We start from the raw sequence: 22,221 nt of genomic DNA on the forward strand, positions 1-22,221 counted from the left end.
CATGATAACTGCATGTTCGTGAATTCTTTTTTATCAACACATACTACCTCTAACTGTTCAAAAAAAGCAATACGTGTAAACATTTCGACGTCGAAATGTTTACACGCTACTTTCAGTTAGTATTTGCTTAGTGACTCCTATTGTCTAACCCTAACGTCTATTTCTTATTCCGTATATTTCTTCAAGACGATTGCTGCGTTATGACCACCGAATCCGAACGAGTTGGATAATCCATACTGCATCTCCATTGAGCGAGACGCTTCTACCACATAATCCAGATCGCACATGGGATCTTTGACTTCAAGATTAATCGTCGGTGGAATGATTCCTTTCTGTAAACATTTTGCGAGTGCAATCGCTTCCGCTCCCCCGGCAGCACCAAACATGTGACCCAACATTGATTTGTTCGCCGTCACCGGAAGTGTGTTCGCATGTTCCTCAAACAATTTTTTAATTGCACGTGTCTCAGACTGATCACCGACAATCGTACTTGTCGCATGAGCACTGATCACGTCGATGTCATTTGTCTCGATCCCTGCATGTTGAATGGCACGCTTCATAGCGAGATATGCTCCCTGACCCTCTGGATGGGTCGCCACTATATGATAGGCATCTGAACTTGCCCCGTATCCGACGACTTCCGCATAGATGGACGCTCCTCATTGCTTCGCGTGTGATAACGATTCTAGTATCAAGATGCCTGCACCCTCCGACATTACGAAGCCATCACGTGTCGCGTCAAACGGGCGGCTCGCTTTTGCAGGTGATTCGTTTTTTGTAGACAATGCTGTTGCATTTCCGAAGCTTGCTAATGAAGCCGCAAATATCCTTTTCAAAGTTTACCGTCGTAGTCGATTCTACTTCCCGACGATGAAGATAGGGTATCGCTTAATGCATCGCTTCTTGCCAATCGACCCTAAATTGGTCGTCTTTGAGAGTGGTCTCGGTAAACAATATGCTGACAGCCCACGTTATATTTATGAAGAAATACGAAAACAGGCACTCGGCTATAAAGTTGTCTGGATTTGTAATAAGAAGCTTTATCTCAGTGATCCGGAAGTGACGGTTGTAAAGCGGTTGTCACCAGTCTACTTCTACTACTTGGCAACAGCTAAGTTTTGGGTCAACAATCAGAACTTCCCTCATTATATGACACGACGCAAAGAGACGACGTTTATTCAAACATGGCACGGTACACCACTTAAGAAGATGCTATTTGACTTAGAAGAGATTCATGGGCGGGATGAAGGTTATGTAGATCGTGTAACGAACGCGATTCACCAATGGAGTGTTCTATTGTCACCAAGTCCTTATGCGACAAGTATTTTCAGAAGTGCATTCCGGTTTAAGGGACCGATCATTGAGTCCGGTTATCCACGAAACGACTTATTCTTCTCTAGTGACAAGGAGCAAGTGATTGAACGGATTCGGACGCAACTCCAACTCCCGGAGGATAGGAAGGTCATTCTATATGCACCTACCTTCCGCGATCATCAAGCTCTCAGTAATGGAAAATTCTATTTCGACTATCCATTCGATTTTGACCGTGTCGCAGAAGCAATAGGCGATGAATACATCTTCTTGATCCGGACCCATGTACTCGTCACGAAAAAACCAGCCATCCCTGCACACCATCGTGAGCAATTCATTGATGTAACACATTATCCCGACATCCAGGAGCTTTATTTAGTTACGGATCTCCTTATTACGGATTACTCATCTGTTTTCTTCGACTTTGCCAATATGAATCGACCGATGATGTTTTATGCGTATGATTTAAATTTGTACCGGGATACGCTACGTGGATTTTATTTGGATTATTACACTGAGCTACCAGGACCAATCTTAGAAACGGAAGAAGCATTTCTCGACGCCTTGTCTGATATTTCGAAGATAACGAATAAATATCAGGATCAACTCGATGTCTTCCGAGAAACATATTGCGCGATGGAAGATGGTATGGCAGCATCCCGCATCGTCCATAATTATTTTTAAAAGAATTCGCAGGAACGACCTCAGACGCTCGATTCTACTGAACAAGCGGACGGCAGTTATTCTGTTTAATCATTGGTAATGAGAGTGGTAAACACCTTTTTCAAAAAATCTTTCAACAGGATTTTTATTTTCGAGAATCTGTCAGATATAAAACAAACCCCTGATTAGTGATCAAATATACAATGACACTATTCAGGAGCATTTTTTCTTACACTAATTTTAAGAGATTCGTACCCTTCGCTTTATTTGAATGATGATAAAAAATAGAGTATACATTTCGACGTCGAAATGTATACTCTATTAGAAATAAACTGAAAGTTAGAGATGGATCATCCTTTTGAAAAAAATCCTCTCATGATAGTTCAGAATTTCACCCTTATTTTATGAAAAAGGGGAGGTTATTTTAGATCGATGCTGCGACTTCTTGCAAATTATCAGCTGTTTCGGCAATCGAATCGGCAATGTGACGCATCCCCTCGATTGTTCCTGCGACGTCACTCGTATCTGACGACAACTCACGTACTTGCCGTGAGACGACTTCTGTCTGTTCGGAAATTCTAGAGAAAACATGGACGATTTCTTGCATTTCAGTCGTCGTCTGAACGACTGCACTTTCTGTTTGCCCCATTCGTTTTGATACGACAAGCATCTTTTGTGTAATTTCCTGTGCGATACGAGATGTTTCTGCTGCTGACTGCTTACTTTCTTCTGCCAACTTCCGTACTTCTTGAGCGACGACAGTGAATCCTCTTCCCATCTCCCCTGCTCGCACAGCTTCAATTGAAGCGTTCAAGCTGAGTAGATTCGTTTGGTCAGAAATCGTCGTCACCATCCCGGCAATTCGTTCGATTTCTTCGGAGAGTCGAGATAGTTCTGCCACCTGTTCGGTCGTTTGAGTCAAATCATGAACAACACCTTGAAAATGATGCGTTTTTTCTTCGACAAGTGCCACTCCATCCTCTGCCTCCACAACTGCTTTTGTCAAACGAGCTGAAATCGTGTCGGTCGACATAGAGACACGCTTCGCATGCTGTTCGATTTCTTGGAAATTTGCTGAGGATTCTTCACTCATCGCCGCCAATCCCTCAATCGATCTTTGAACGCCCTCGCCGACTTGACGCTTCGCTAATTCAATTGCTTGTCGCTCTTCTTCGACCTGTCCTTCATACATCGTCATAACGATTTGCTGTTCTAGATTGAACAGTTTACTCGCCGAACGCATAATGCGAACTCGCTCGGCTTCTGGCCAGTCACTATCCTCAATTTTATCACTCAGCACGTTCCATACTTTTTGGAAGGCAGCAACATACCATTTGGTTTGGAGACCAATTTGTACATGCCGGTCAGCAATTCGACGACGAGCTTCTATATAATCCATCGTCACTTCCCCTTCAAACATTTGAAGAATATGTCGAGAGAGCGTCCCTTTCAATCGTTCGAGAGTCGAATGATGCTCAATCAGGCGACGTAAAGAAGGAATACGAATCAGTTCCTCGTAGAACGCATCGACCATACTAGGCATCCACTGAGCTACATCCGTACGAATGACACGTGCCACTTGTAAATCTAACATGCTTAGATCAATCAGGTGCAACTGCTCATCTAAAGAGTTCGGTACTCTCAGAACAGCATGCGTTGCCTCTGCTTCTATCAACGCCTCAAAGTTTACTACGTCTGCTTTTTTAAACCATTTCATTTATTTCTCCCCTTCATTCCCAGTTAGACCTCGCCTTTTATATCGTCGTAACCAATTGGAATTTGAATGGGAATATGCAGAATGATGTGCTTTTCTTTAGGATTAGATAAAACCATTTCATCGTTGATAGGGGAATCATGCCATAGTTACATGATCTCTTATTCCGTCAAAGCTTCGTCTTATTTTAACAATTGAACAAAATCTTTTAGATAAACGTCCCTTGATCCTTTCGCCTCATCTACGGGTAAAGAAGGTCCACTTATTTTTCAACTTGATGTTGGACGGGAGAATACAGTCTAAATAATTGCAGATATAAACATACACCGACGAGAGAAAAAAGGAGAATAATAGTGAAGATACCGAGCGGCTCAATCCATCCAGACATATAGATAGCGAGAGGAGCCAAAGACTTGCCGAGTGTGTTTTGAAGACTATCAGCAGCTAGATACTGGCCTCTAGCCTCCTCAGGAGCATAATGACCAATAAAACTTTGCGTGACAGGCGTACGCATGATCTCCCCTAACGTAAAGATGAGCGTACAGCCAAAGAGGAACCAAATGCTGCTATTCCAGACAATTAAAAATGTACCTCCTCCTGCAAGTAATGTTGAAATGATGAAGAGGCGTTTTTCCGTCCAATGTTTAAGTCGATTTGTCACTGGAAGAATTAAAACAACAAATAAAAGACCATTGAAGCCTACCAACCATCCAAAAATGGATTGACTTGTGAGCTGATAGGAGTCCATCAAGTGCGGTATGAGAGGTTGTTTCGGCACATTCTCTACTACATAAACCGGTAAATAAAGATCAAGTTGCATCACTGGGAAGAGTGAAAATATTCCGGCAATCACGTATAGCAGAAAAATACGATCTTTTAGTATAAGCTGATAGCCGGACCACCGGGACTGAAACGCGTATTTAAGTGGCGTCGTAACATCTTTTTGTTTGGATCGGACAGGTAGGGTTTCATTAACGATGAAATAAATCAGAATGAAGTATAGCAAGAGAACAATTGCACAGGTCCACAACAATAGTTGTCGATATTGAAAAAAGAAGACTGCTCCGATAACAGGTCCTAAAACAGCACCAATATTGTTCACGGTCATAAATGTCGCGTACACTTGTCGCAATTCATCCTTTGGAACCGTATCCGCTACCATCGCTGAACTAGCTGGACGATAAAATGCTGCCCCTATCCCTATTCCAATAAATGCAACGTAATCAATCCAAGGAGAAGATGACACTGCGAATAAAATAAACATGCTCATTTGCATAAATGTTCCGATCAGCATGACAGGTCGTCTTCCTAACGTATCCGCAAAGCTTCCTCCCATTAAACTTCCGACGATACTGAGTAAGGGCGGCAGTGCCATTATTAATCCAGCAGTTTGTAAGCCAAGTCTTTGACCAAAATAGACCGTCAGAAAAGGAAAGTACATCCAAAACAACAGATTAAATAGTCCTTCTCCTATTAGTCTGACTTTCACATTAGAATTCCAAATAATTTTGTTCATAGTAACTCCTCTCATTTAGGGAAGGATTAGCATCTTCCTTTTGTAGCTTTACTATAGAGAAGATAATTATCAAAATATAGACTTATCTTTTGATATGGATTATACTAATATTATGAAAATTAAGTAGAGGAACTGTTATTTGAATTGTGCCTTAAAACGAACGTATGTTTGTTTTTTAATTAATTTTTGCTTCTTTGTTTTTTCTTGTCTCTTAAACATTTTAGATTTTTTACTATATAATTAAATAATAAAGAAACAGTCCCTATCTTTACCTGATAGGGACTGTTTCTTTATTATTTAAACTCCTGGATTCTTTACTTTATCGATCAGAAAAGGCAATGAACCAACTAAGTGAAACAGCAATCTCTAATCCTTCTCTTAGAAGAAAGTATCTAGTACAAATAGAAAAAGAGATTCGTCTATATGACTTCTATTTGAATTTAAGTCTATGAGCTAAAGGTTTCAAATACCTCAACTTCATCATTCTTTTGCGACTCGATCCTAAGCAAATCCTCTAATGTAGAGGATTGAAGTGAGTCGATGAATAAGGAATATGCTTTATCCATTACGTAAGGTATGGCATATCCACCCATATAGCTTTGTTCTGCGTCCGTTGAATGCATCATCTTCTCAAATTGTAAAACGACTTCGCCAACTTTAATAAGAGTGGCTGGTTTCGCTAATTTAAACCCACCACCTCTTCCACGAACGGTATGAAGAAAACCTAACTTACTTAATATCCAAACAATTTTCATCAGATGATTTTCTGAGATGAGTTGAAGTTCTGCTACCTCTTTCACCGTTACCAATCGTGACGGATGTGCTCCGGCAAACAGCAGTGTACGAATCGCATAATCAGTCGATACATTGATTCTCATTACTATCAGGCTCCTTCTTTCATTTATATTGAATCATATATGTTGGTACTTCTAAAAAAAATCATTGTTTTTAATTAGATATAGTTTTACAACTTTTTTATTATAGAATATGTAAAATATCTATTCAAACTTAAATATCTTAATTTTAAGAAGGAATTTGAATGATCGTAACAATATTACAAATACATTCATTAAGTTTTTAACCTTTATTTTGCTTTCGTGATAAAGACTTGAATTCAAAAAAACAAGCCATCTTTTTAGATAGCTTGTCTTTTAATATCATCTTTTGCGAAAAACCCAGTAAGACTGTCCAAGATAATTTAACCCCGTATAGATAATCATCCCAATCAGAATCGCTCCCGTCTCTTGTAGATGAGGCAAGATATAATTAACTACAGACAAACTAAAACGATAGGCAATAAGATAGCTGATAGAAACGACAAACAAAAAGCGTATCCAATAGGACCACCCTCCTGTTTCTTGACGAAAGGTGAAACGACGATTCAACATATAGCTGACCCAAACACCGCATGCATTCCCAATGGCTGTTGCTCCCCAATAACCGGTCTGAAAAAGATGAAAACAAATCAGAGTCACTGTTAGACCAACTAATGTATTGAGGACACCTACTAGTAAGAAACGAAAGAAGGTCATCATTCTCTTTTTTTCTCGACGACATAACGTGGACGCCGTTTGACTTCCTTATAGATTTTACCAATGTACTCTCCTATCAGTCCGATGCCAAGTAATTGAAGCCCCCCTATGAACCAAATCGACATCATCAAAGACGTCCACCCATCCATCGCTTCTCCTTCATACCTGCGATAAAGGGCATAACCGACAAAACCAATTGAGACGACAAGCATGAATAGCGAAACCAAAAATAACAACTTAATCGGACGGACACTAAACGAGGTCACTCCGTCCCAGGCGAGTGCCATCATCTTGCGTAAGGGATATTTTGATTCGCCTGCTGGACGTGCCTGACGTGTATAGGTCACTTCTGCTGTTTGGAAACCAAGCGATGGCACCATTCCCCGCAAAAAGAGATTGCGTTCAGGGTGTGCACAAAGCGTTTCGACGGCTCGTCTACTCATCAAACGATAGTCTGCATGATTGAAAATAGTCTCAACACCCAACCAGTCGATAAAGCGATAAAATCCTTGAGCAGTCGACCGCTTGAACCAGCTATCGGATTGACGATCTTCTCGTACGCCATACACAATATCATTCCCTCTGGAAAATTCACTCAAAAATTGTTCGATTACTTTTACATCATCTTGAAGATCCGCGTCCATTGACACCACACAATCTGCATGGACGTGTCCTTCGACAAGACCTGCGAACAAAGCATTTTGATGTCCTACGTTGTGGGCTAATTTTAATCCCTTAAACCGGCCATCTTTCGCATGTATATCTTCGATTTGTGACCAGGTATCATCCTTACTCCCATCATCTACAAATAAGACAAAAGAATCGTCAGAAATAAGGTGTCGCTCTCGCCATACTGTTAAAAAACGGTGCATCGTATGAATCGTCATTCTTATTACTTCTGTTTCGTTATAGCATGGAATAATTACGCCTAGCGTAGGGGTCGTCATCATTGTCATACCATTACTCCTCCTCGAACGGAATTATTTCCTTGTCTCTATAGTCTCTTGAATACGGTATAACCGAATCTTCCAAGCAGACTGCGGATCTTGAAACGTTTTTTCATACTTCAATCCAATGGCTACAGCATTTTTTATCGATACGGCAGACAAAAGATATGTCGCACCTATTTGCTTCAACTGTGCTGTATTGATGGACAAATTTTGAATCGGAACTTGATGCTCCTTCGTGTATTCATACTCTTTACCGAGCTCAGACGAAAACACATAGACTCGATTTCCCCATGTATCAAAATAACGCTGCAATACATCGCTTTTATCTAGTTCTCCAGCAATCACCTTTCGAAAGGATGTTTTATAACTAAGTGGATAAAAGTTCACATAACCATCTACGGTCTTCATTCCATTGTATTGAGCGATCGCAGGATGCATCCCGATAGAGGCGACCTGGTAGTCTGTTGTAGGTTGGTTGATGAAACGTTTGATGTCAGAGAACTGAGAAGACGCATAAAATGCTTTATAGGATGGATGATGACGATAGAGGAACTCAGGATTCCATAGGAACAAGACAAGGGTTTGTGCGACTAGCAAACAAATCACCCATTTTCGCTTAGCTAGTCTCCACAACCAATCAAGCATCAGGTAAAACAATGCATACCACAACATCGGTTGAAGAAAGTGGAATCGTGAGAAATTAAAAGTTCTGATGAGAGAAACATGTTGTTTTAACGGGTTCCACCCCTCATAGAACCAGAACGCATACCAAAGTGATAAACCAAAAACAAACCACATTAAAGCTCGAATTCGTCTTGCTGCATGATCTTTCTGACGAAATACTAAAAATCCAACGATTAAGAGCGTCAGTAGGATGACAGGCGATTGAACCGCACGATCATGAGTATGACCAAACACTAGATTTTTAAAAATTAACCGAATACTTGCCCAAAACCCGTTGTTCCCTGTCTCGAAGTCATTTCGACTAGTAGGTTCTTCCTCCCACAACATCGAAAAGACCAACCGGTATTCAATTAGTAAGTATAAGAGAATCTGGAGACAATAGGCGATCCAAAATCGGGTATGGAAGCTATGTGCTCGTATCTCCTTCAATGCATGATAAATGGCAAGCACTGCTAAAAAGAAGACGATTCCTAACACAAAGCTCGAATAGAACGAAACCAATAGCAATATGAGCGCACTCGTTTTTATCTTTCGTTCGTTCCAAATATTCCAATAAGCCCACAATAAAAGCGGCATCCCAAGAGTACTCAGCATACCCGAGGGCCAGAATGGTGTCCAAGAAAATAGAACCGCTACCCACAACGCATATGATTTAGGAATATTCCCTTTGGCATAATCACGTAGTAACAAATACATCCCTAAGAAAGCAAAGATTCGCACTATTCCTTGACTGATCACATATGCTGTAAACGGTGAAAACGCTTGATACAGCCAAATGATACCCGTAAATTCACTAACAAAAGCATTTCTCGAGACGACACCACTTAATAAGTCTGGCACATTCGCTTGCAGGCTCGTGTAAATACTATTCGTGTCGACCAATGTTTTATACCACACAATATTTGAGTCTAGGTTATCATGAATCCGGACATGTGCCTGCTCTCCAAGTAAAACCATCGGGGATATGTAAAGACAAGTTAATAGCATCCCTATCAAAATGCGAGTTCTCTCTCTCATCGTCTCTCTCCTTCTTTTACTTTAAGAGATACCTATTTCAGTCTTGGCTTTTATAACTTGCCTATCGAGCTATTCTCTATGTCACTTCTTAACAACAGAACTAATCTTCTTATTATAAAAATGTTTTTAATAGTCGCCCCTCTTTTTAATGTCATTTTTGGTGCTTAATTCCTAATATCTTATTTTTATCGTTACCCTATATTAAAATAAGATAGTCTCTTTTTATTTAGTTTCTTTTTTATTTTATTTATTAGCAAATTCAATAATTAGTTATTCAAAAAACGGCTATTATGTTGAAATATAATTTTCTCATAAAAAAAATAGTGATATCATAAAACGGTCGCATACTCAGGGGGAGAGACAAATGAAACTCACACAATTTACACAACATGCCATCCAAATATTACTGTATTTAGGAGTTTACCAACAAGATTTTAAAAAGATAGAGGATCTTGCAACACATTATAATGTTTCAACGAATCACTTACGTAAGGTAATGCAGTATCTTTCTAAACTTGAATATATAGAAACTAGGCGTGGTCCTCTTGGAGGTATTCGTTTGATTCGTAGTGTTAACCAAATCACTATTGGTCAGCTTGTCCGAGAGTTAGAACCTCTCGATCTAGCTGGAAACTTCGATACACCCTTACCTTCTTTATTTCAAATTAATCGCGAGGGTGAAACAATTTTTGATCAAGCACTTGATGCATTTTTATATCAGCTTGATCAAGTGACATTAGAAGACTTAATCAGGCTTGATCAGAAGCCTATTCATTTTTTAATATTTCCTCCTGATGACTGACTGAAACTAAAGTGGTTATATGAATCAAAAAAGCATATCGCCACTTCGAGAAGTGGTTTCGCAGAAATAATGTAACGCTACTCAAAATAGTTCATATTTTAGAGTATGGATTAATTGCAGTGAAGGAGACTTAAATGAATTATGGACCGCACTAATGGTCGTAATAAAAAGGAGTCCTTTTCTAAACGTTTAACGTTAGAATAAGAACTCCTTTTCTCTAAATCCATCATCTTTTAAAACATAGATCTAAAATAAGCGTTAATAAAATAGACTCCTATTGTTTAACCAAGGGATTAAGAAATTACTTACAACTATAAGCATTTAATAAGACATTTTAAGATGATCATCCAACTCTTTCACTAAGCTTTCGAAAGAAACCTGATCAAGTGTCTTTAGATACGACCTTTGTGCGTCCACCAATGGAACTTGAAGGGTAAATAAAACGTCATTATAGAACGTCTCATTAATCTTAAGAGTAGTCTCATCGTAGAAAACTCTTATAACATCTGCAATTGAGATGTCAAAGAGCTCTTTACCCAACATAACCCCTCCACTTTTACCGCGCATTGTAATTATTATATCGGATTTCCCTAATCTGTGAATGACTTTGATTAAATGGTTGTGAGTAATGCCGCATTGTCTACTGATTTCTTTAATCTTAATGTATTTCGATGGACTAATGTGTTCCTCTCTGGACTTCAAACCTACGTAAAGAACTGCAGTGATTGCATACTTTATCGCTGCGGTTAGTCGCATAGTCGTCCCTCCACTTCTTTTTTTATCATTCATCTAAAGTATTTGGACATTTGATTACAATTTCCTGCTATTAATTCCATTTTTAAAGGTTAAAATCCCTTTTACTCTTTTAAATTTTCCATACAATTTTACTTATAGAAAAGTCTTTAACCATCAATCAATAATTCTCTTTATCCTATAGATTACTTGCTTATGGCAATACGTTTTATAGTGTATATGTTAAAAATTAAATCTTTCATAACTTCATCGGACAAATGCGTTCTTATTTATTTATCAGATCCAACGTTGTGATAAATGAGACTTCAATGATTCTATCGTTTAATTCATCTTTAAAACTATTAATGTAATCACTACTTACATTCATGCCAAGGAATCATAACGTTCCTTACCAAACTTATTACTTTTTTATTTAACGCCAAATAAACTAAAAAGAAGTTATACGAGTTTTTATTTGAAATAGTTAAAATCACTCCATTGAATTTTTGGATATACTTTTCATAAATGCCGTATAAATTTTTGAAGGAAAAAGCTATATTTTTTACATGTATGGGTATAATTAGATAAGAACAACTACCTTATAATTTTTTCGAACTTTTCCTTAAAATAAATATGCAAAATTTATTAGTAAGATGTTTTGAAGTATAAAAGAATGATTATCATTTTAAAATCTATTACATCAAAAAATATTAAGGGAATGGTTTTATGACTCATGAGAATTTTAACGATGAGAAAAAGTATTTTTATTTTTTGCTAACAAAAAAAAGAGGTTAAATTATTTTTCTGTTATTAATAATGATAGAAATGTATCTGAAATTGGACTCCTTGTAGAAAGAGCAGCTTTTAATGGAGACATTGTCTCTATAGCGGCCATTGACTCTTGTCGTATTTTAAATTTTGATGCTTATATCGAAAAAGTTGACTCTTCCCGACATGAGGTACATCTTATTAAATCAAATCTTGAATCGAAATTTCTTTCTTTTAAAAATATATTACACATTAAAGTAAAAAAAATTTAAACTCATTTTTCATAATTTTTGCTAACACTAGACTTTATCATTCACAAAAAGCTTATAGTAATCTTCAGGTACATCTATTCATTATTTAAAAACATGTATAATTTTTATATGTTATATTCTATAAAGATATGAGGTTAATAATATGATTTCTATACCGGTGCATCCTTTATTGAGCGAATTAGAAGAATATGAAAAGCACTACTATAAAAATGATTTAGCAACAGAGAACTGGTCTCATCGACAACTATATAACCATCTCATCCTTAAAAGTAATGAATTCCTTGATTGCGCAGAACAATGCCAGACTATACCTTCTTCATCCATCCAGGAAAGAACAAGGTTTGGGAATTTGGTGTTTTTATACGGGGAAGTTCCATGGGTACATGTAAAGTTTAAAGACGATTTTGATATAAAATCAGAAAGTAACCTGGATTACCCTATTCTCCTAAAGAACGCAAAGCAGCTAGTTGCGCGTATCGATCATCTTAGAACACACCTTCAAAATGTAGATGCTTCAAAAAAAATTTATCATGATGAACTTGGGTGGTTAAATGCACGTGACTGGTTAAAATGGTTAGATATCCATTTACATTATCATTTAAGAAAATAGACTTTTATTTCTTTCTCTATTTATAAGAATTTTTTATTACGATCTATCTCACTAAGTAAACTTTTATCATAAAAAAAGAACGTCCATAACGGACGTTCTCTTTAAGTTGGTTAAGTATTTAATCTTTATTATCAAAGATTTCTGTATTCTCAATACGAATAGAATCTACGATCCCACAGTCGATACAAAATGAGAATACTTTCTGGGCACCTTGAAGCGATCCTTTAGATGGTTTTAGTGGAAAATAGTCTGATGCTTCTTTAAAATTAGTACTTCCACATGATCTACAACTTTTGTTTTCCATTTAAGTAACCTCCATTAAATACTGATTATAAAAACAGTTTAAGCCTTTACTATTTTATCAAGTGTATAGTTCTTGCACTTATCTCTTTTGATGAATTTAACTGATAAGCTGTTAAAATTACATTGTCTCTCCGATTTCGTAATTTATAGGCAACTATCCCATTATTTCGATCATAAGTCTCAAATTTGAGAAGTCGTTTCGAAGATGTTTTTACACTAGTAGAAATATCCGCAATATCTAAAGCCTTCCCCCCTTGTTTTACTTGAAAACTCTCTAACCAAGAAATCATTTCATTTTTCCTTTCTATACTATGATTCTTAAACTTGAACTTGATTAGTAGCAACGGCATAGTATTGTTCTCAACAGGGTTAGGTGGGATCGTTTCAATCGTTTTAATGTAAATACTAAAACGATCACTCGTATAACGCCTGCCATCAAAAAATTCGTTCTGATTCTGATGGGAAAGTTTTTGCATCCTTATTAATTTTTCAGCTCTACTTTTATAGCTTTCTGATTGCGTAAGACTTACACAAAAGGCTACTACAAGAATAAACAACGTTATTGGTCTGACCAGTAGCATACCCTCACTCTTTCGCTTTTTTATTTATGTACATAACTTCTCACTCTTGTTTTTACTGTAGTACAAAAAAGCGTTTTCTTTTTCTCATTACACTTCATACTATCTTTTTGACATAAAATAATCAAACCATTGTACCTTTTGCTACATTAATTGAATCCGACATAATACTTCTTAAGAACTACTATATATAATTTAGAAATAGCCGATAATTGAAGAGAACCTTATAATTAGGAGGAACTAGTTTGAACAGTGTAACCAAGTGGCCATTCCTAATTTTGATAGGAATCAGTTTAATGTTTTGGTATGGGAATATGCTTTATGAAGGATCAGAGTGGATTCGTTTAGCTTTTCTCAACACCATTCAACTTATTATTGGAATAGTGAGTACGTTTTGGATTTTACGCCTATTTAAAAATTCGATTAATTCATTAAAGCAATTTTGGTTCTTTATAAGTATGGGTACTGGTTTATCCTTTATCGGTACTTTAGTTTGGATTATTGACCTCGTTATTACAAAAGAATCGCCAGAAGCCCCCTCACTTTCATATTTACTGTGGGCATTATGCTATATATGTTATTTCATAGGGTTAGTTTATAGGTTGAGAAAAACGTCTATCCAATTTTCAAATATGACTTATTTATTTAATACGATGATATACATGGTGGCAACCACTTCAATTAGCTATTACTATTTGCTTCATCCTTTATACCGTATTGAAGAGCATTCATTAGGAAAAATTATATATACTATTATTTTTCAAATTGCTGATTTAGGCATTTTATTTTTCATCATCACTCTTTTTTATTTAATTCAGTTTAATAAAAAAAATAAGTCTTTAAATTATTTAATCATAGGTCTGTTTCTACAGATACTGGGAGACACAATCTTTGCGCAGATGCTGATTAATGAAACCTATCAAAGCGGAAAATTTGTCGATTTTATTTGGACAATTGCTTTATTATTTATTGGTTGTTCTGCTTATTTCTATAAAGATGAACAGAAGTCAGCGTTTGAACTTAGAACTCCTTTTTTCTCTACAATGAAAAGAGAGTTCCTCTTTCCTTACCTAAGCATTTTAGTTTTATCAGTTTTAATGATGGAAAGTTATGACTGGTCCTTAAATGCCCTTAGTTTTGGATGGATTATGATTTTTCTATTGACCATTGTCAGACAAGGGATTACAACATCAAAGAATAATAAATTAGTATCACAACTTAATGAGGTTGCCTATACAGACATACTTACAAAGTTAGGGAACCGTGCGGCATTTTTAAAAGAAACACAGTACGCAATGGACTCACGTCAACAAGACTTCACTTTTATACTTTTACAAGTAGAAAGATTAAAAATGTTTAACGATGTTTTCGGTCATCAAGTCGGTGAGCAGCTTATTAAAGAGGTCTCCAACCGTCTAAAACATACTATTGGTATGAATGTTAAGTTATATCGTTTCACCGAAGATGAATTTATGATTGTATCATCTAATAAATCTACTGCAGATATTATGTTGTTAAATGAATCTATTTTTGATGTGTTACAACCGACATTTAAAACATCTGATTTTGAATTGAATATCATAGGACACATTGGAATCACACATTATCCGAAACAGAGTATATCCTTGGAAAAAGTCCAACAACATACGGCTGAAGCGCTCTATCAGGCAAAACAGTATGGGAATTATTCCTTTGTTATTTACAACAATGAAATGGAGTCAAATTTGCTGCGTAAATTAGAAATGGAAGCTCACTTAAAGAACGCGATCAAGAATAATCAGCTTTCCGTATATTATCAACCTAAGGTTGATCTCGCCTCCGGATGTATGGTCGGTATGGAAGCATTATTGCGATGGGAACATCCAAAATTCGGTTGGATTTCGCCTGCTGAGTTCATTCCTCTTGCTGAAGAGACTGGTTTAATCAATGAAATCGGAGAATGGGTACTGTATACTGCTGCACATCACAACAAACAGTTACAACGACTTGGATTTAAACCCTTATTGGTTTCAGTGAACGTATCCGCTCTTCAGTTTCAAAACCCTCATTTCTGCAACATGGTGGGAGAAGTCATTACAAAAACTAAGTTGGATCCTGAATGGCTAGAATTAGAGATTACAGAAAGCATTGTTCAAAACATCAAAGAAAGTTTTAATATCTTGCAACAAATAAAATCAATGGGTATAAAAATATCCATTGACGACTTTGGCACAGGTTATTCTTCTTTAAATGTCTTAGAACAGCTTCCTATTGATACCTTAAAGATTGATAAGTCTTTCATCGATCGAATTTCATATAATAATCCTTCACCTATGGTAAAGACAATCATAGAACTGGCATTAAACTTGCAATTAAACGTTGTGGCGGAAGGTATTGAGACAATAGAACAAAGAGAAATTTTACATACGAACGGATGTATGATTGGTCAAGGCTACCTCTTCTCAAGACCTGTTGATTATCAAGCCTTTATAGAATTCCTTACATCTTTTGTACAGTCAAATGTCACGTCGTCCTGATTTAAAATGCATAAGGCAACCGATTCGTACAATCGTTGCTCTATGCATTTTTATAATTTATTATATATCATTGTAATTCCGTGATTTTTGTCGATTTTCGAAACATCTTTACATGTGGTTAAAATCATACACCTATTTTTAGAATGACAATGTCGCCAATAATCTTACACACCTATACTGGTGAGATCAAAGTTAAAAGGAGTACGAGTGGGGTATGTTCAATAGAATTAACCTGCGTTATTTTATTCTCGGATTATATTTACTTAGTTATTATAGCTGGATTTTTGCATTTCCAAACTCCCCTTATCAATCCATAGGAAGTAGTTTTTTTTCAATCGTTGGCCTCTTGATTGCTTTATATTATCTAACTTCGACTCTTTCAAAGACGATAGCTAAGGAGCGTATTTTTTGGTCCCTTATTACGTTAGGCACTTTTTCTTACTTAGTAGCAGAAATTTTATGGGTGATATCAGATACTACATTTGGAAATGAAACAATCTTTGTCAGTTGGCCAGACGTATTCTATCTCTTACAAATTATTTGTATTCTTATCGCTTTGTTTTATAAGATAAAGCATCAAACTAAATTGATCATGCATGTGTCTTTCATGTTTGATTTCTTGATTATTCTCATCATCGCAACAACATTTTTTTGGTATCTTTTGATTTCTCCAGTTCTTACGAGTAGTTCAGCCACGCCCTTAGCTTTTATCATTTCTTTGGCTTATCCGATAGGTGATCTTGGAATGTTAATTGCAGCTATTTTTTTACTATTGCATAAATCGACTCGCCCTCGTACATCTTCTATGATTTTAATCTTATTAGCCGTATGTATACAAGCGACTGCAGATTCTGTCTATCTCTATTTAATTTCTATTGATAATATTCCGGCAGGTAATGTAGTTGATCCACTTTTTATTTTGACTATGCTTTTATTAAGCTTCGCAGGAATAACGAAAATATCGAAATTCGTTATAGATCATCCACCCATTAAGCTGGAGAAACTAAATATTATCCAAGTCTTAATTCCTTATGGGGGAATTATAGTTCTGTTTACTTTCATGATTTTTAACTCGACCAGCTTTGATATCATTTCAGCGGGATGTGGAATATCGATTTGTCTCGTACTCGTCCGACAGATTGTGATTATTCTTGAAAATCAAAAACTTGTCGATAAATATCTTCATCAGGCTAGCGCGTTAGAAGTGAGTGAAGAGCGATATAAATCGCTGTTCGAATATCATCCTCACCCAGTTTGTTCAATGGATTTAAATGGGAAATTTGAAAGTGTAAACGATGCATGTAGTCAGTTATTTAATCTTAGTTCTGATGAGTTAGTCGGTCAGAATAGTCTAGCTTTCGTTGAAAAGAAATCGAAAACAAAAGTGCTTCAAGAACTCGAATATGTTTTCAAAGGATCTCCACGCAGCTATGAAGTCAAAATTCATAACAGTGAAGGAGGAATCATTTGTATGAACCTCACGAACATCCCAATCATTGTACAAAATGAGATTGTTGGTATTTTTGCCATCGGTAAAGATGTTACAGAGGAAAAAAGTATCGAACAACAAGTGAACTATCTCGCTTATCATGACCAGTTAACCGGATTGAGCAATCGGTCTGCCTTTGAAAATCACTTAACTTTTCTCATTGAAGAAACTCTCGAAAAAACAGATTTAAAGATTGCGCTATTTTTCATGGATTTAAATGACTTTAAACATGTTAACGATACGCTTGGTCACGATATTGGAGACCTTTTGTTGCAGGCGGTAGGTAAACGTCTAAAATCTATAGAGAATCAGTTTGAAATGGTCGCACGCCAAGGAGGAGATGAATTTACATTATTGCTTAAAGATATACTAGAACATGACCAATTAAAGCAACGAGCCGACTTAATTCTTACCGTTTTAAAAGCACCTTATTATATTAAAGAGCATACTATACTCTGCCCTCCAAGCATCGGTATTTCCTGTTTTCCGACTGATGCAACAACTACTATAGAAATCATGAAACAAGCAGACTTAGCCATGTATCAAGCGAAAAAGGATCGACAAGGTACATATGTCTTATACAATAATCTCAATCTATCATCTAATCAAAAGTAAATTTACTTTTTTTAGTTTTCAAACACTCATGTTTCAAAAAAATGTCTTTTTATCCCTTTAATGAACATGTATAATTTAATCATGTTATGGATAAGGAGGTTAAAAAGTTGCGTCTTTTTTTGAAAAAACGTGTTGTCTCTGAACATTCCTGGATTCCTCGATCTGATTGGCAACGAACATGTTCACGTCGTAACGTAAAGATGCACATCCGCCCCTATGAAACCTTTATTGGGTTAGCCTACAATAAAGAAGGGCAACTTGTTCAAATCACCAAAAACTCCTTAGCATCAGTGTCTATTTTTTATGTAATGCTCTTGGAAGAAAAAACTACACATTCGAATATTTTGAACCAACAGTCCTCCTTAAGTGTTAAGCAGGGTTCTCTAGAATCTAAGATTGTTGCTAGTGTCTCAGAGTTTGAGCTATTGGAGCTTCATGTAAGAAAAGAAGGGATTGGTGAGAGAGGACTGTTGCTTGAAGCTTTAATTGACGACCTTCAAAGACACTATGATGATTTCTCTATTCGTGGAAGTTATGATCATATCTCGCATTCTGGATTGATTTCTTTAGAATGTTTTTCTCGCTATGGATTTAAATTGGAAAATGGTCAACTAATCTATAAAAAAACATAAAAACGTCTTTTGCCGTGAGTTCCACGAACAAAAGACGTTTTTTAATTAACAGCGCTTTTTAAAGCTTACTGCTAATGGGTAAAGTAATCTCGACTATCGTACCTTTATTCAGTTTAGAACTTATTTCAATTTTTCCATTATGTGCCTCGATGATTTCTTTACAGATGCTAAGACCTAAGCCTGTTCCCCCAATCTTAGGATGAGAACTTGTATGTGCCCGATAAAATTTATCAAAGACTTTTGATTGATCATTCTCGGAAATTCCGATTCCTTTATCTCGAATTTGTATTAGTACATTATCTGAACTCTGCTTCATGCAGATTTCTATAGCTCCACCTTCTGGAGAATATTTTTTAGCATTATAGATGAGATTCGTAAATAACTGTGTCATCTTCTCTTGGTCCGCCTCGATCTCCATTTTTCCCTGTTCGTTTGATTGGACATTCCATATATGGAGCGAGTCCTCCTCACGCTGTACCGTTACTATTTTCTGAATGATTTCAACTAAATCTACCGTATCTATCATGAAAGTTTGTTGATTTGATTCCATACGTTGTATGTCTAAGAAATTATCGACCAACAAAGATAACCTTTGTGTTTCGGAATGTATCGTTTCCAAGTATTTTCTCTGACGTTGCTCCTCATACGATTTAGCCAATAATAATTCTGTAAATCCATAAATCGATGAAAGTGGCGTTCGTAATTCATGTGAAACCGTTGAAATGAGTTCTGATTTTAGTCGATCCACTTCAACTTCATGCGTTACATCCTTTAATACCAACATGATTCCTTTTAGAGATGCATGATAGCGAACTTCTTCCGCATAGATTGTCACTACTTTCGCTCCATCATTCAATGTAACCTGGATATCTTCATGTGGAATCGTATTCGAATAGACTTTATCCATGAAGTTATTAAATTTCTCTTTCTGGTCTATGCGTCTCACCAACAGTTCATCTTCAACATCTAAAGAGATGAGACCACGGATGTTTTTCTTATCATCATTATGTTGACTGTAATCAAATAAATTCAGCAATGCATGGTTGGCAAGTACTTTATTGTTCTCGATATACATCATTGCCTCGCGGATTGAATGAATTAGACTCGTTGTTTTCTCCTTTTCGACTTGCATCTCATCAAACATCCTCATACGTAAAAGCGATAGTGAGATTTGGCGAGCGAAGGACATCATATCCTCTAGTTCACCTGCTTCAAACTGCATTTTATAGCGGGCAAGATAGATACAAGCCAATATTTCACCAGAATCAACATCTAGCACAGGTATAGCAGCCTCGAAGATATAGTACGGATGCGGTAACGGGTGATCTAATGCAACCTGTTTATCAGACTGTGTAATACGTCTTAACAAATTAGCTCGCTCTACAATAGAACCAGGCATTGTTATCTTTTCGATAGCAGTTTCTGTAATACCAAATGAAAAGACTTGCGCCAAATGATCTCTATCATAAAAAATGATAGCTCCAAATTCTGCATGTGTAATGGCTACAAGTTTTTCAATGACCATTTCGTAGGCTGTAAATGTTTCTCGAGCTGCCAAGGTCTCAGTCAATTCATTACGATACTTTAAATGTTGTTCATTTTGAAGCGTGACATTTAATGCTTCTTCGAGTTCTTCTTGCTGAGTATGTAATTCTTCTTGTTGAGCGAGCAGTTCTTCACTTTGCATCTGTAATGCTTCATTATTTAACTGCAAATTCTTTTTTTGTCCGATAATGGAAGCTGACATTTGATTAAATGTTTTAGTAAGTTCCCCTATCTCATCTTGTTCATTTAAAATTGGAATTGGCTCCGTATTCTCTCCTTGAGCCAATCTATCCGTTTCGCGGTTTAAACGTTTCAATTGTCGTGTAAGTCTAGTCGTAAACGGACGCACGAAGAGTAGTGTCAATAGAATTAATATGCCAATATTAATTCCTCCAAGTATTTGAGAAGTATTGACTTGACTCCCTAATTTTTTTTGAGTAGCTTTTTCTTGTTTGTTTATTTCGTTTCGATATGTTGTAAAAGTTGTTTCCATATTCAAAATATTTTCTCGCAAATTTAAAGAGAGATTATTACTATCTGACAATTTCTGATTGTTATTATTTACAGCAGGGGTCAACTTCGACAATGTATTTTGTTGGAGAAAAGGCTCATTGATTTTGCCTTCTTTTTTTTCTTTTACATAATTGATAACGCTTGGTAATACACGATTTGAATAAGATTCATAAAGGAATCTTGTATCATTGGCATAGCTCTCGTCTACCTCAGTTGTAACATTTCGTTTAAACCAACTTGTCTGTTTTTCGATATTTGCTTTTTCTTTAGTGATCTCGTTTAATATAGAAGTTTCACCATAAAGTGCATAACCGCGAACGTCATATTGGAGCATTAACCAAGATTCATGTAAGAGAGTAGCTCTCGTCCGGTGTTCACTCAAAGTATCTAATTGTTTCTCTGAATCCATCACTTGGTTTTTTGTATAAAAATAAATACAAAGGGTAGTTAAAAGTAATGTTATAAATACGATATAAAATGCAAACATGATTTGCCTTCCAATGGTTCGATTCAACCAAATTTTCATTTTTGTTTCCTTTCTCTCACCTACATCAATGACAAATGATTCTCATTGAAATAAATTTCTAAGTATATTTTTAAATTGATTCATCGTCGTAAATTGATATCCAATATTATGTGGACGTTCAAACTGATCACATCTTTAGATAACTAATAGGAGGCTTAGACATGAAGCAATTTCAGTTAAGCGTCACATATCTAAAAACTTGTACCATATTGATGATTGCTGGTTTGATTGGCGTCGCTGGTTTTGGTGTTTCTTTATTACTTGATGGTTTAATGAACAGATTAATTTTTGAAAAACCAGGATATACTTTGTTGATTCTTTATTACCCAGCACTTGGACCCTTTCTTTATTCTTTAATCCACGTTTTGCACATTCTACGATTTCTTTTTTTTGGATATAATCCCGTTTATCCAAATTTATCAATCGATGAAATCCATCAAAACTTCGCTTTTTATTACAACAGGCATAACAATTTGTATGTTCCCCGTATTTTTCTATATTGCTCAAGTCGACGACGCACCTGGAATGATCTTGATCAGCATTGCGTTGATAGTCATTCCATTAGCATTAGGTGCTATCAACATCTGTTGCCAACATATTATAAAAAAAGTTTAACTTTATTAATGAATAAAGTAACCAAAGTTCCTTTATACCATTTTTATGTAGGATAATTATAGATAATTTTAAACTAAAAGAATTATTTAAGATTAAAAATCTGAAAATTTAGTTTGTTCGCATTTATTTAAGACATTTCGGGAATAAATAAATATTCTTTCCATTTACTTTTTTATTTTAACTTATTACGGAGGTGAAAAGATGAATAATATTTGGAATGGAACGTCTTTGAACTTGAACGGCATTCTTGGATCACTCGGCAACTTGCTTGGAGCGATTATCGTCTTCTTGATTGGATGGCTCATTGCCAAGCTGATC

The 22,221-nt window shown here is 36.2% G+C and carries 18 protein-coding genes and 1 pseudogene; 8 read left to right on the forward strand and 11 right to left on the reverse strand.

All coding sequences use genetic code 11. The annotated features are described in order from the left end of the window. Positions 1 to 164: 164 nt before the first annotated feature. Positions 165 to 815, reverse strand: a pseudogene (locus F8N00_RS02410) (beta-ketoacyl-[acyl-carrier-protein] synthase family protein); the annotation flags it as partial. A gap of 76 nt (positions 816 to 891) precedes the next feature. Between F8N00_RS02410 and F8N00_RS02415 the strand changes: the two are divergent. Then, positions 892 to 1,995 (forward strand): CDP-glycerol glycerophosphotransferase family protein, encoded by a 1,104-nt coding sequence (locus tag F8N00_RS02415; RefSeq protein WP_421017718.1) that lies wholly within the window; start codon positions 892 to 894, stop codon positions 1,993 to 1,995. 403 nt (positions 1,996 to 2,398) lie between these two features. Here F8N00_RS02415 and F8N00_RS02420 read toward each other — a convergent pair whose 3' ends face one another. The 6 genes from F8N00_RS02420 to F8N00_RS02445 all read right to left on the reverse strand — a co-directional run bounded on the left by F8N00_RS02420 (position 2,399) and on the right by F8N00_RS02445 (position 9,387). Beyond that, a complete protein-coding gene (locus F8N00_RS02420; protein ID WP_421017719.1) occupies positions 2,399 to 3,691 on the reverse strand; it encodes a protoglobin domain-containing protein in 1,293 nt (430 codons plus the stop codon). Between the two features lie 259 nt (positions 3,692 to 3,950). After that, complete coding sequence (locus tag F8N00_RS02425) at positions 3,951 to 5,204, reverse strand: MDR family MFS transporter (RefSeq protein ID WP_421017720.1); 1,254 nt, start codon at positions 5,202 to 5,204, stop codon at positions 3,951 to 3,953. Between the two features lie 446 nt (positions 5,205 to 5,650). Beyond that, positions 5,651 to 6,082: an RrF2 family transcriptional regulator gene (locus tag F8N00_RS02430; protein ID WP_421017721.1), complete on the reverse strand. Its 432-nt coding sequence runs from the start codon at positions 6,080 to 6,082 to the stop codon at positions 5,651 to 5,653. 279 nt (positions 6,083 to 6,361) lie between these two features. Continuing rightward, the gene (locus F8N00_RS02435; protein WP_421017722.1) at positions 6,362 to 6,739 is read right to left on the reverse strand and encodes a GtrA family protein; all 378 of its coding nucleotides are present in this window, start codon (positions 6,737 to 6,739) and stop codon (positions 6,362 to 6,364) included. Beyond that, the gene (locus F8N00_RS02440; RefSeq protein ID WP_421017723.1) at positions 6,736 to 7,692 is read right to left on the reverse strand and encodes a glycosyltransferase family 2 protein; all 957 of its coding nucleotides are present in this window, start codon (positions 7,690 to 7,692) and stop codon (positions 6,736 to 6,738) included. Before F8N00_RS02440 ends, F8N00_RS02435 begins: the two co-directional genes overlap by 4 nt. Positions 7,693 to 7,716: 24 nt before the next feature. Next, complete coding sequence (locus tag F8N00_RS02445) at positions 7,717 to 9,387, reverse strand: DUF6044 family protein (RefSeq protein ID WP_421017724.1); 1,671 nt, start codon at positions 9,385 to 9,387, stop codon at positions 7,717 to 7,719. 364 nt (positions 9,388 to 9,751) lie between these two features. Here F8N00_RS02445 and F8N00_RS02450 point away from each other — a divergent pair, with 364 nt between their 5' ends. Beyond that, positions 9,752 to 10,189 (forward strand): RrF2 family transcriptional regulator, encoded by a 438-nt coding sequence (locus tag F8N00_RS02450; RefSeq protein ID WP_421017725.1) that lies wholly within the window; start codon positions 9,752 to 9,754, stop codon positions 10,187 to 10,189. Between the two features lie 321 nt (positions 10,190 to 10,510). On the opposite strand, the gene F8N00_RS02455 is transcribed toward F8N00_RS02450, so the two are convergent. Next, a complete protein-coding gene (locus F8N00_RS02455; protein WP_421017726.1) occupies positions 10,511 to 10,945 on the reverse strand; it encodes an RrF2 family transcriptional regulator in 435 nt (144 codons plus the stop codon). A gap of 1,158 nt (positions 10,946 to 12,103) precedes the next feature. Between F8N00_RS02455 and F8N00_RS02460 the strand changes: the two genes are divergently transcribed. Then, the gene (locus tag F8N00_RS02460; RefSeq protein ID WP_421017727.1) at positions 12,104 to 12,571 is read left to right on the forward strand and encodes a hypothetical protein; all 468 of its coding nucleotides are present in this window, start codon (positions 12,104 to 12,106) and stop codon (positions 12,569 to 12,571) included. Between the two features lie 118 nt (positions 12,572 to 12,689). On the opposite strand, the gene F8N00_RS02465 is transcribed toward F8N00_RS02460, so the two are convergent. Then, complete coding sequence (locus tag F8N00_RS02465; protein WP_421017728.1) at positions 12,690 to 12,875, reverse strand: hypothetical protein; 186 nt, start codon at positions 12,873 to 12,875, stop codon at positions 12,690 to 12,692. Between the two features lie 49 nt (positions 12,876 to 12,924). Then, entirely contained in the window at positions 12,925 to 13,455 is a 531-nt protein-coding gene (locus F8N00_RS02470; RefSeq protein ID WP_421017729.1) for a DUF5067 domain-containing protein, read from the reverse strand. A gap of 242 nt (positions 13,456 to 13,697) precedes the next feature. On the opposite strand from F8N00_RS02470, the gene F8N00_RS02475 reads away from it, so the two are divergent. The 3 genes from F8N00_RS02475 to F8N00_RS02485 all read left to right on the forward strand — a co-directional run bounded on the left by F8N00_RS02475 (position 13,698) and on the right by F8N00_RS02485 (position 18,704). Beyond that, entirely contained in the window at positions 13,698 to 15,968 is a 2,271-nt protein-coding gene (locus tag F8N00_RS02475) for a putative bifunctional diguanylate cyclase/phosphodiesterase (protein WP_421017730.1), read from the forward strand. 214 nt (positions 15,969 to 16,182) lie between these two features. Beyond that, positions 16,183 to 18,072 (forward strand): DUF4084 domain-containing protein, encoded by a 1,890-nt coding sequence (locus F8N00_RS02480; protein WP_421017731.1) that lies wholly within the window; start codon positions 16,183 to 16,185, stop codon positions 18,070 to 18,072. A 107-nt stretch (positions 18,073 to 18,179) separates the two neighbouring features. Beyond that, positions 18,180 to 18,704 carry a hypothetical protein gene (locus F8N00_RS02485; protein WP_421017732.1) on the forward strand — a complete coding sequence of 175 codons (525 nt, stop codon included), beginning with the start codon at positions 18,180 to 18,182 and terminating at the stop codon, positions 18,702 to 18,704. 58 nt (positions 18,705 to 18,762) lie between these two features. Here F8N00_RS02485 and F8N00_RS02490 read toward each other — a convergent pair whose 3' ends face one another. Further along, positions 18,763 to 21,249: an ATP-binding protein gene (locus tag F8N00_RS02490; protein WP_421017733.1), complete on the reverse strand. Its 2,487-nt coding sequence runs from the start codon at positions 21,247 to 21,249 to the stop codon at positions 18,763 to 18,765. Positions 21,250 to 21,449: 200 nt separating this feature from the next. Here F8N00_RS02490 and F8N00_RS02495 point away from each other — a divergent pair, with 200 nt between their 5' ends. Both F8N00_RS02495 and F8N00_RS02500 read left to right on the forward strand, forming a co-directional pair. Then, positions 21,450 to 21,959 carry a hypothetical protein gene (locus tag F8N00_RS02495; RefSeq protein ID WP_421017734.1) on the forward strand — a complete coding sequence of 170 codons (510 nt, stop codon included), beginning with the start codon at positions 21,450 to 21,452 and terminating at the stop codon, positions 21,957 to 21,959. A 145-nt stretch (positions 21,960 to 22,104) separates the two neighbouring features. Further along, a partial coding sequence (locus F8N00_RS02500) for a mechanosensitive ion channel family protein (RefSeq protein ID WP_421017736.1) occupies positions 22,105 to 22,221 on the forward strand: 117 nt, incomplete at its 3' end.

The sequence above is a fragment of the Exiguobacterium sp. A1_3_1 genome (assembly GCF_048985645.1).
GTDB lineage: Bacteria > Bacillota > Bacilli > Exiguobacteriales > Exiguobacteriaceae > Exiguobacterium_A > Exiguobacterium_A indicum.

Bases quoted from the DNA above. Each gene is read 5' to 3' on its own strand.
- F8N00_RS02415 (WP_421017718.1), top strand. From the start codon at position 892: ATGCATCGCTTCTTGCCAATCGACCCTAAATTGGTCGTCTTTGAGAGT.
- F8N00_RS02420 (WP_421017719.1), bottom strand. From the start codon at position 3,691: ATGAAATGGTTTAAAAAAGCAGACGTAGTAAACTTTGAGGCGTTGATA.
- F8N00_RS02425 (WP_421017720.1), bottom strand. From the start codon at position 5,204: ATGAACAAAATTATTTGGAATTCTAATGTGAAAGTCAGACTAATAGGA.
- F8N00_RS02430 (WP_421017721.1), bottom strand. From the start codon at position 6,082: ATGAGAATCAATGTATCGACTGATTATGCGATTCGTACACTGCTGTTT.
- F8N00_RS02435 (WP_421017722.1), bottom strand. From the start codon at position 6,739: ATGATGACCTTCTTTCGTTTCTTACTAGTAGGTGTCCTCAATACATTA.
- F8N00_RS02440 (WP_421017723.1), bottom strand. From the start codon at position 7,692: ATGACAATGATGACGACCCCTACGCTAGGCGTAATTATTCCATGCTAT.
- F8N00_RS02445 (WP_421017724.1), bottom strand. From the start codon at position 9,387: ATGAGAGAGAGAACTCGCATTTTGATAGGGATGCTATTAACTTGTCTT.
- F8N00_RS02450 (WP_421017725.1), top strand. From the start codon at position 9,752: ATGAAACTCACACAATTTACACAACATGCCATCCAAATATTACTGTAT.
- F8N00_RS02455 (WP_421017726.1), bottom strand. From the start codon at position 10,945: ATGCGACTAACCGCAGCGATAAAGTATGCAATCACTGCAGTTCTTTAC.
- F8N00_RS02460 (WP_421017727.1), top strand. From the start codon at position 12,104: ATGATTTCTATACCGGTGCATCCTTTATTGAGCGAATTAGAAGAATAT.
- F8N00_RS02465 (WP_421017728.1), bottom strand. From the start codon at position 12,875: ATGGAAAACAAAAGTTGTAGATCATGTGGAAGTACTAATTTTAAAGAA.
- F8N00_RS02470 (WP_421017729.1), bottom strand. From the start codon at position 13,455: ATGCTACTGGTCAGACCAATAACGTTGTTTATTCTTGTAGTAGCCTTT.
- F8N00_RS02480 (WP_421017731.1), top strand. From the start codon at position 16,183: ATGTTCAATAGAATTAACCTGCGTTATTTTATTCTCGGATTATATTTA.
- F8N00_RS02490 (WP_421017733.1), bottom strand. From the start codon at position 21,249: ATGTTTGCATTTTATATCGTATTTATAACATTACTTTTAACTACCCTT.
- F8N00_RS02495 (WP_421017734.1), top strand. From the start codon at position 21,450: ATGAAGCAATTTCAGTTAAGCGTCACATATCTAAAAACTTGTACCATA.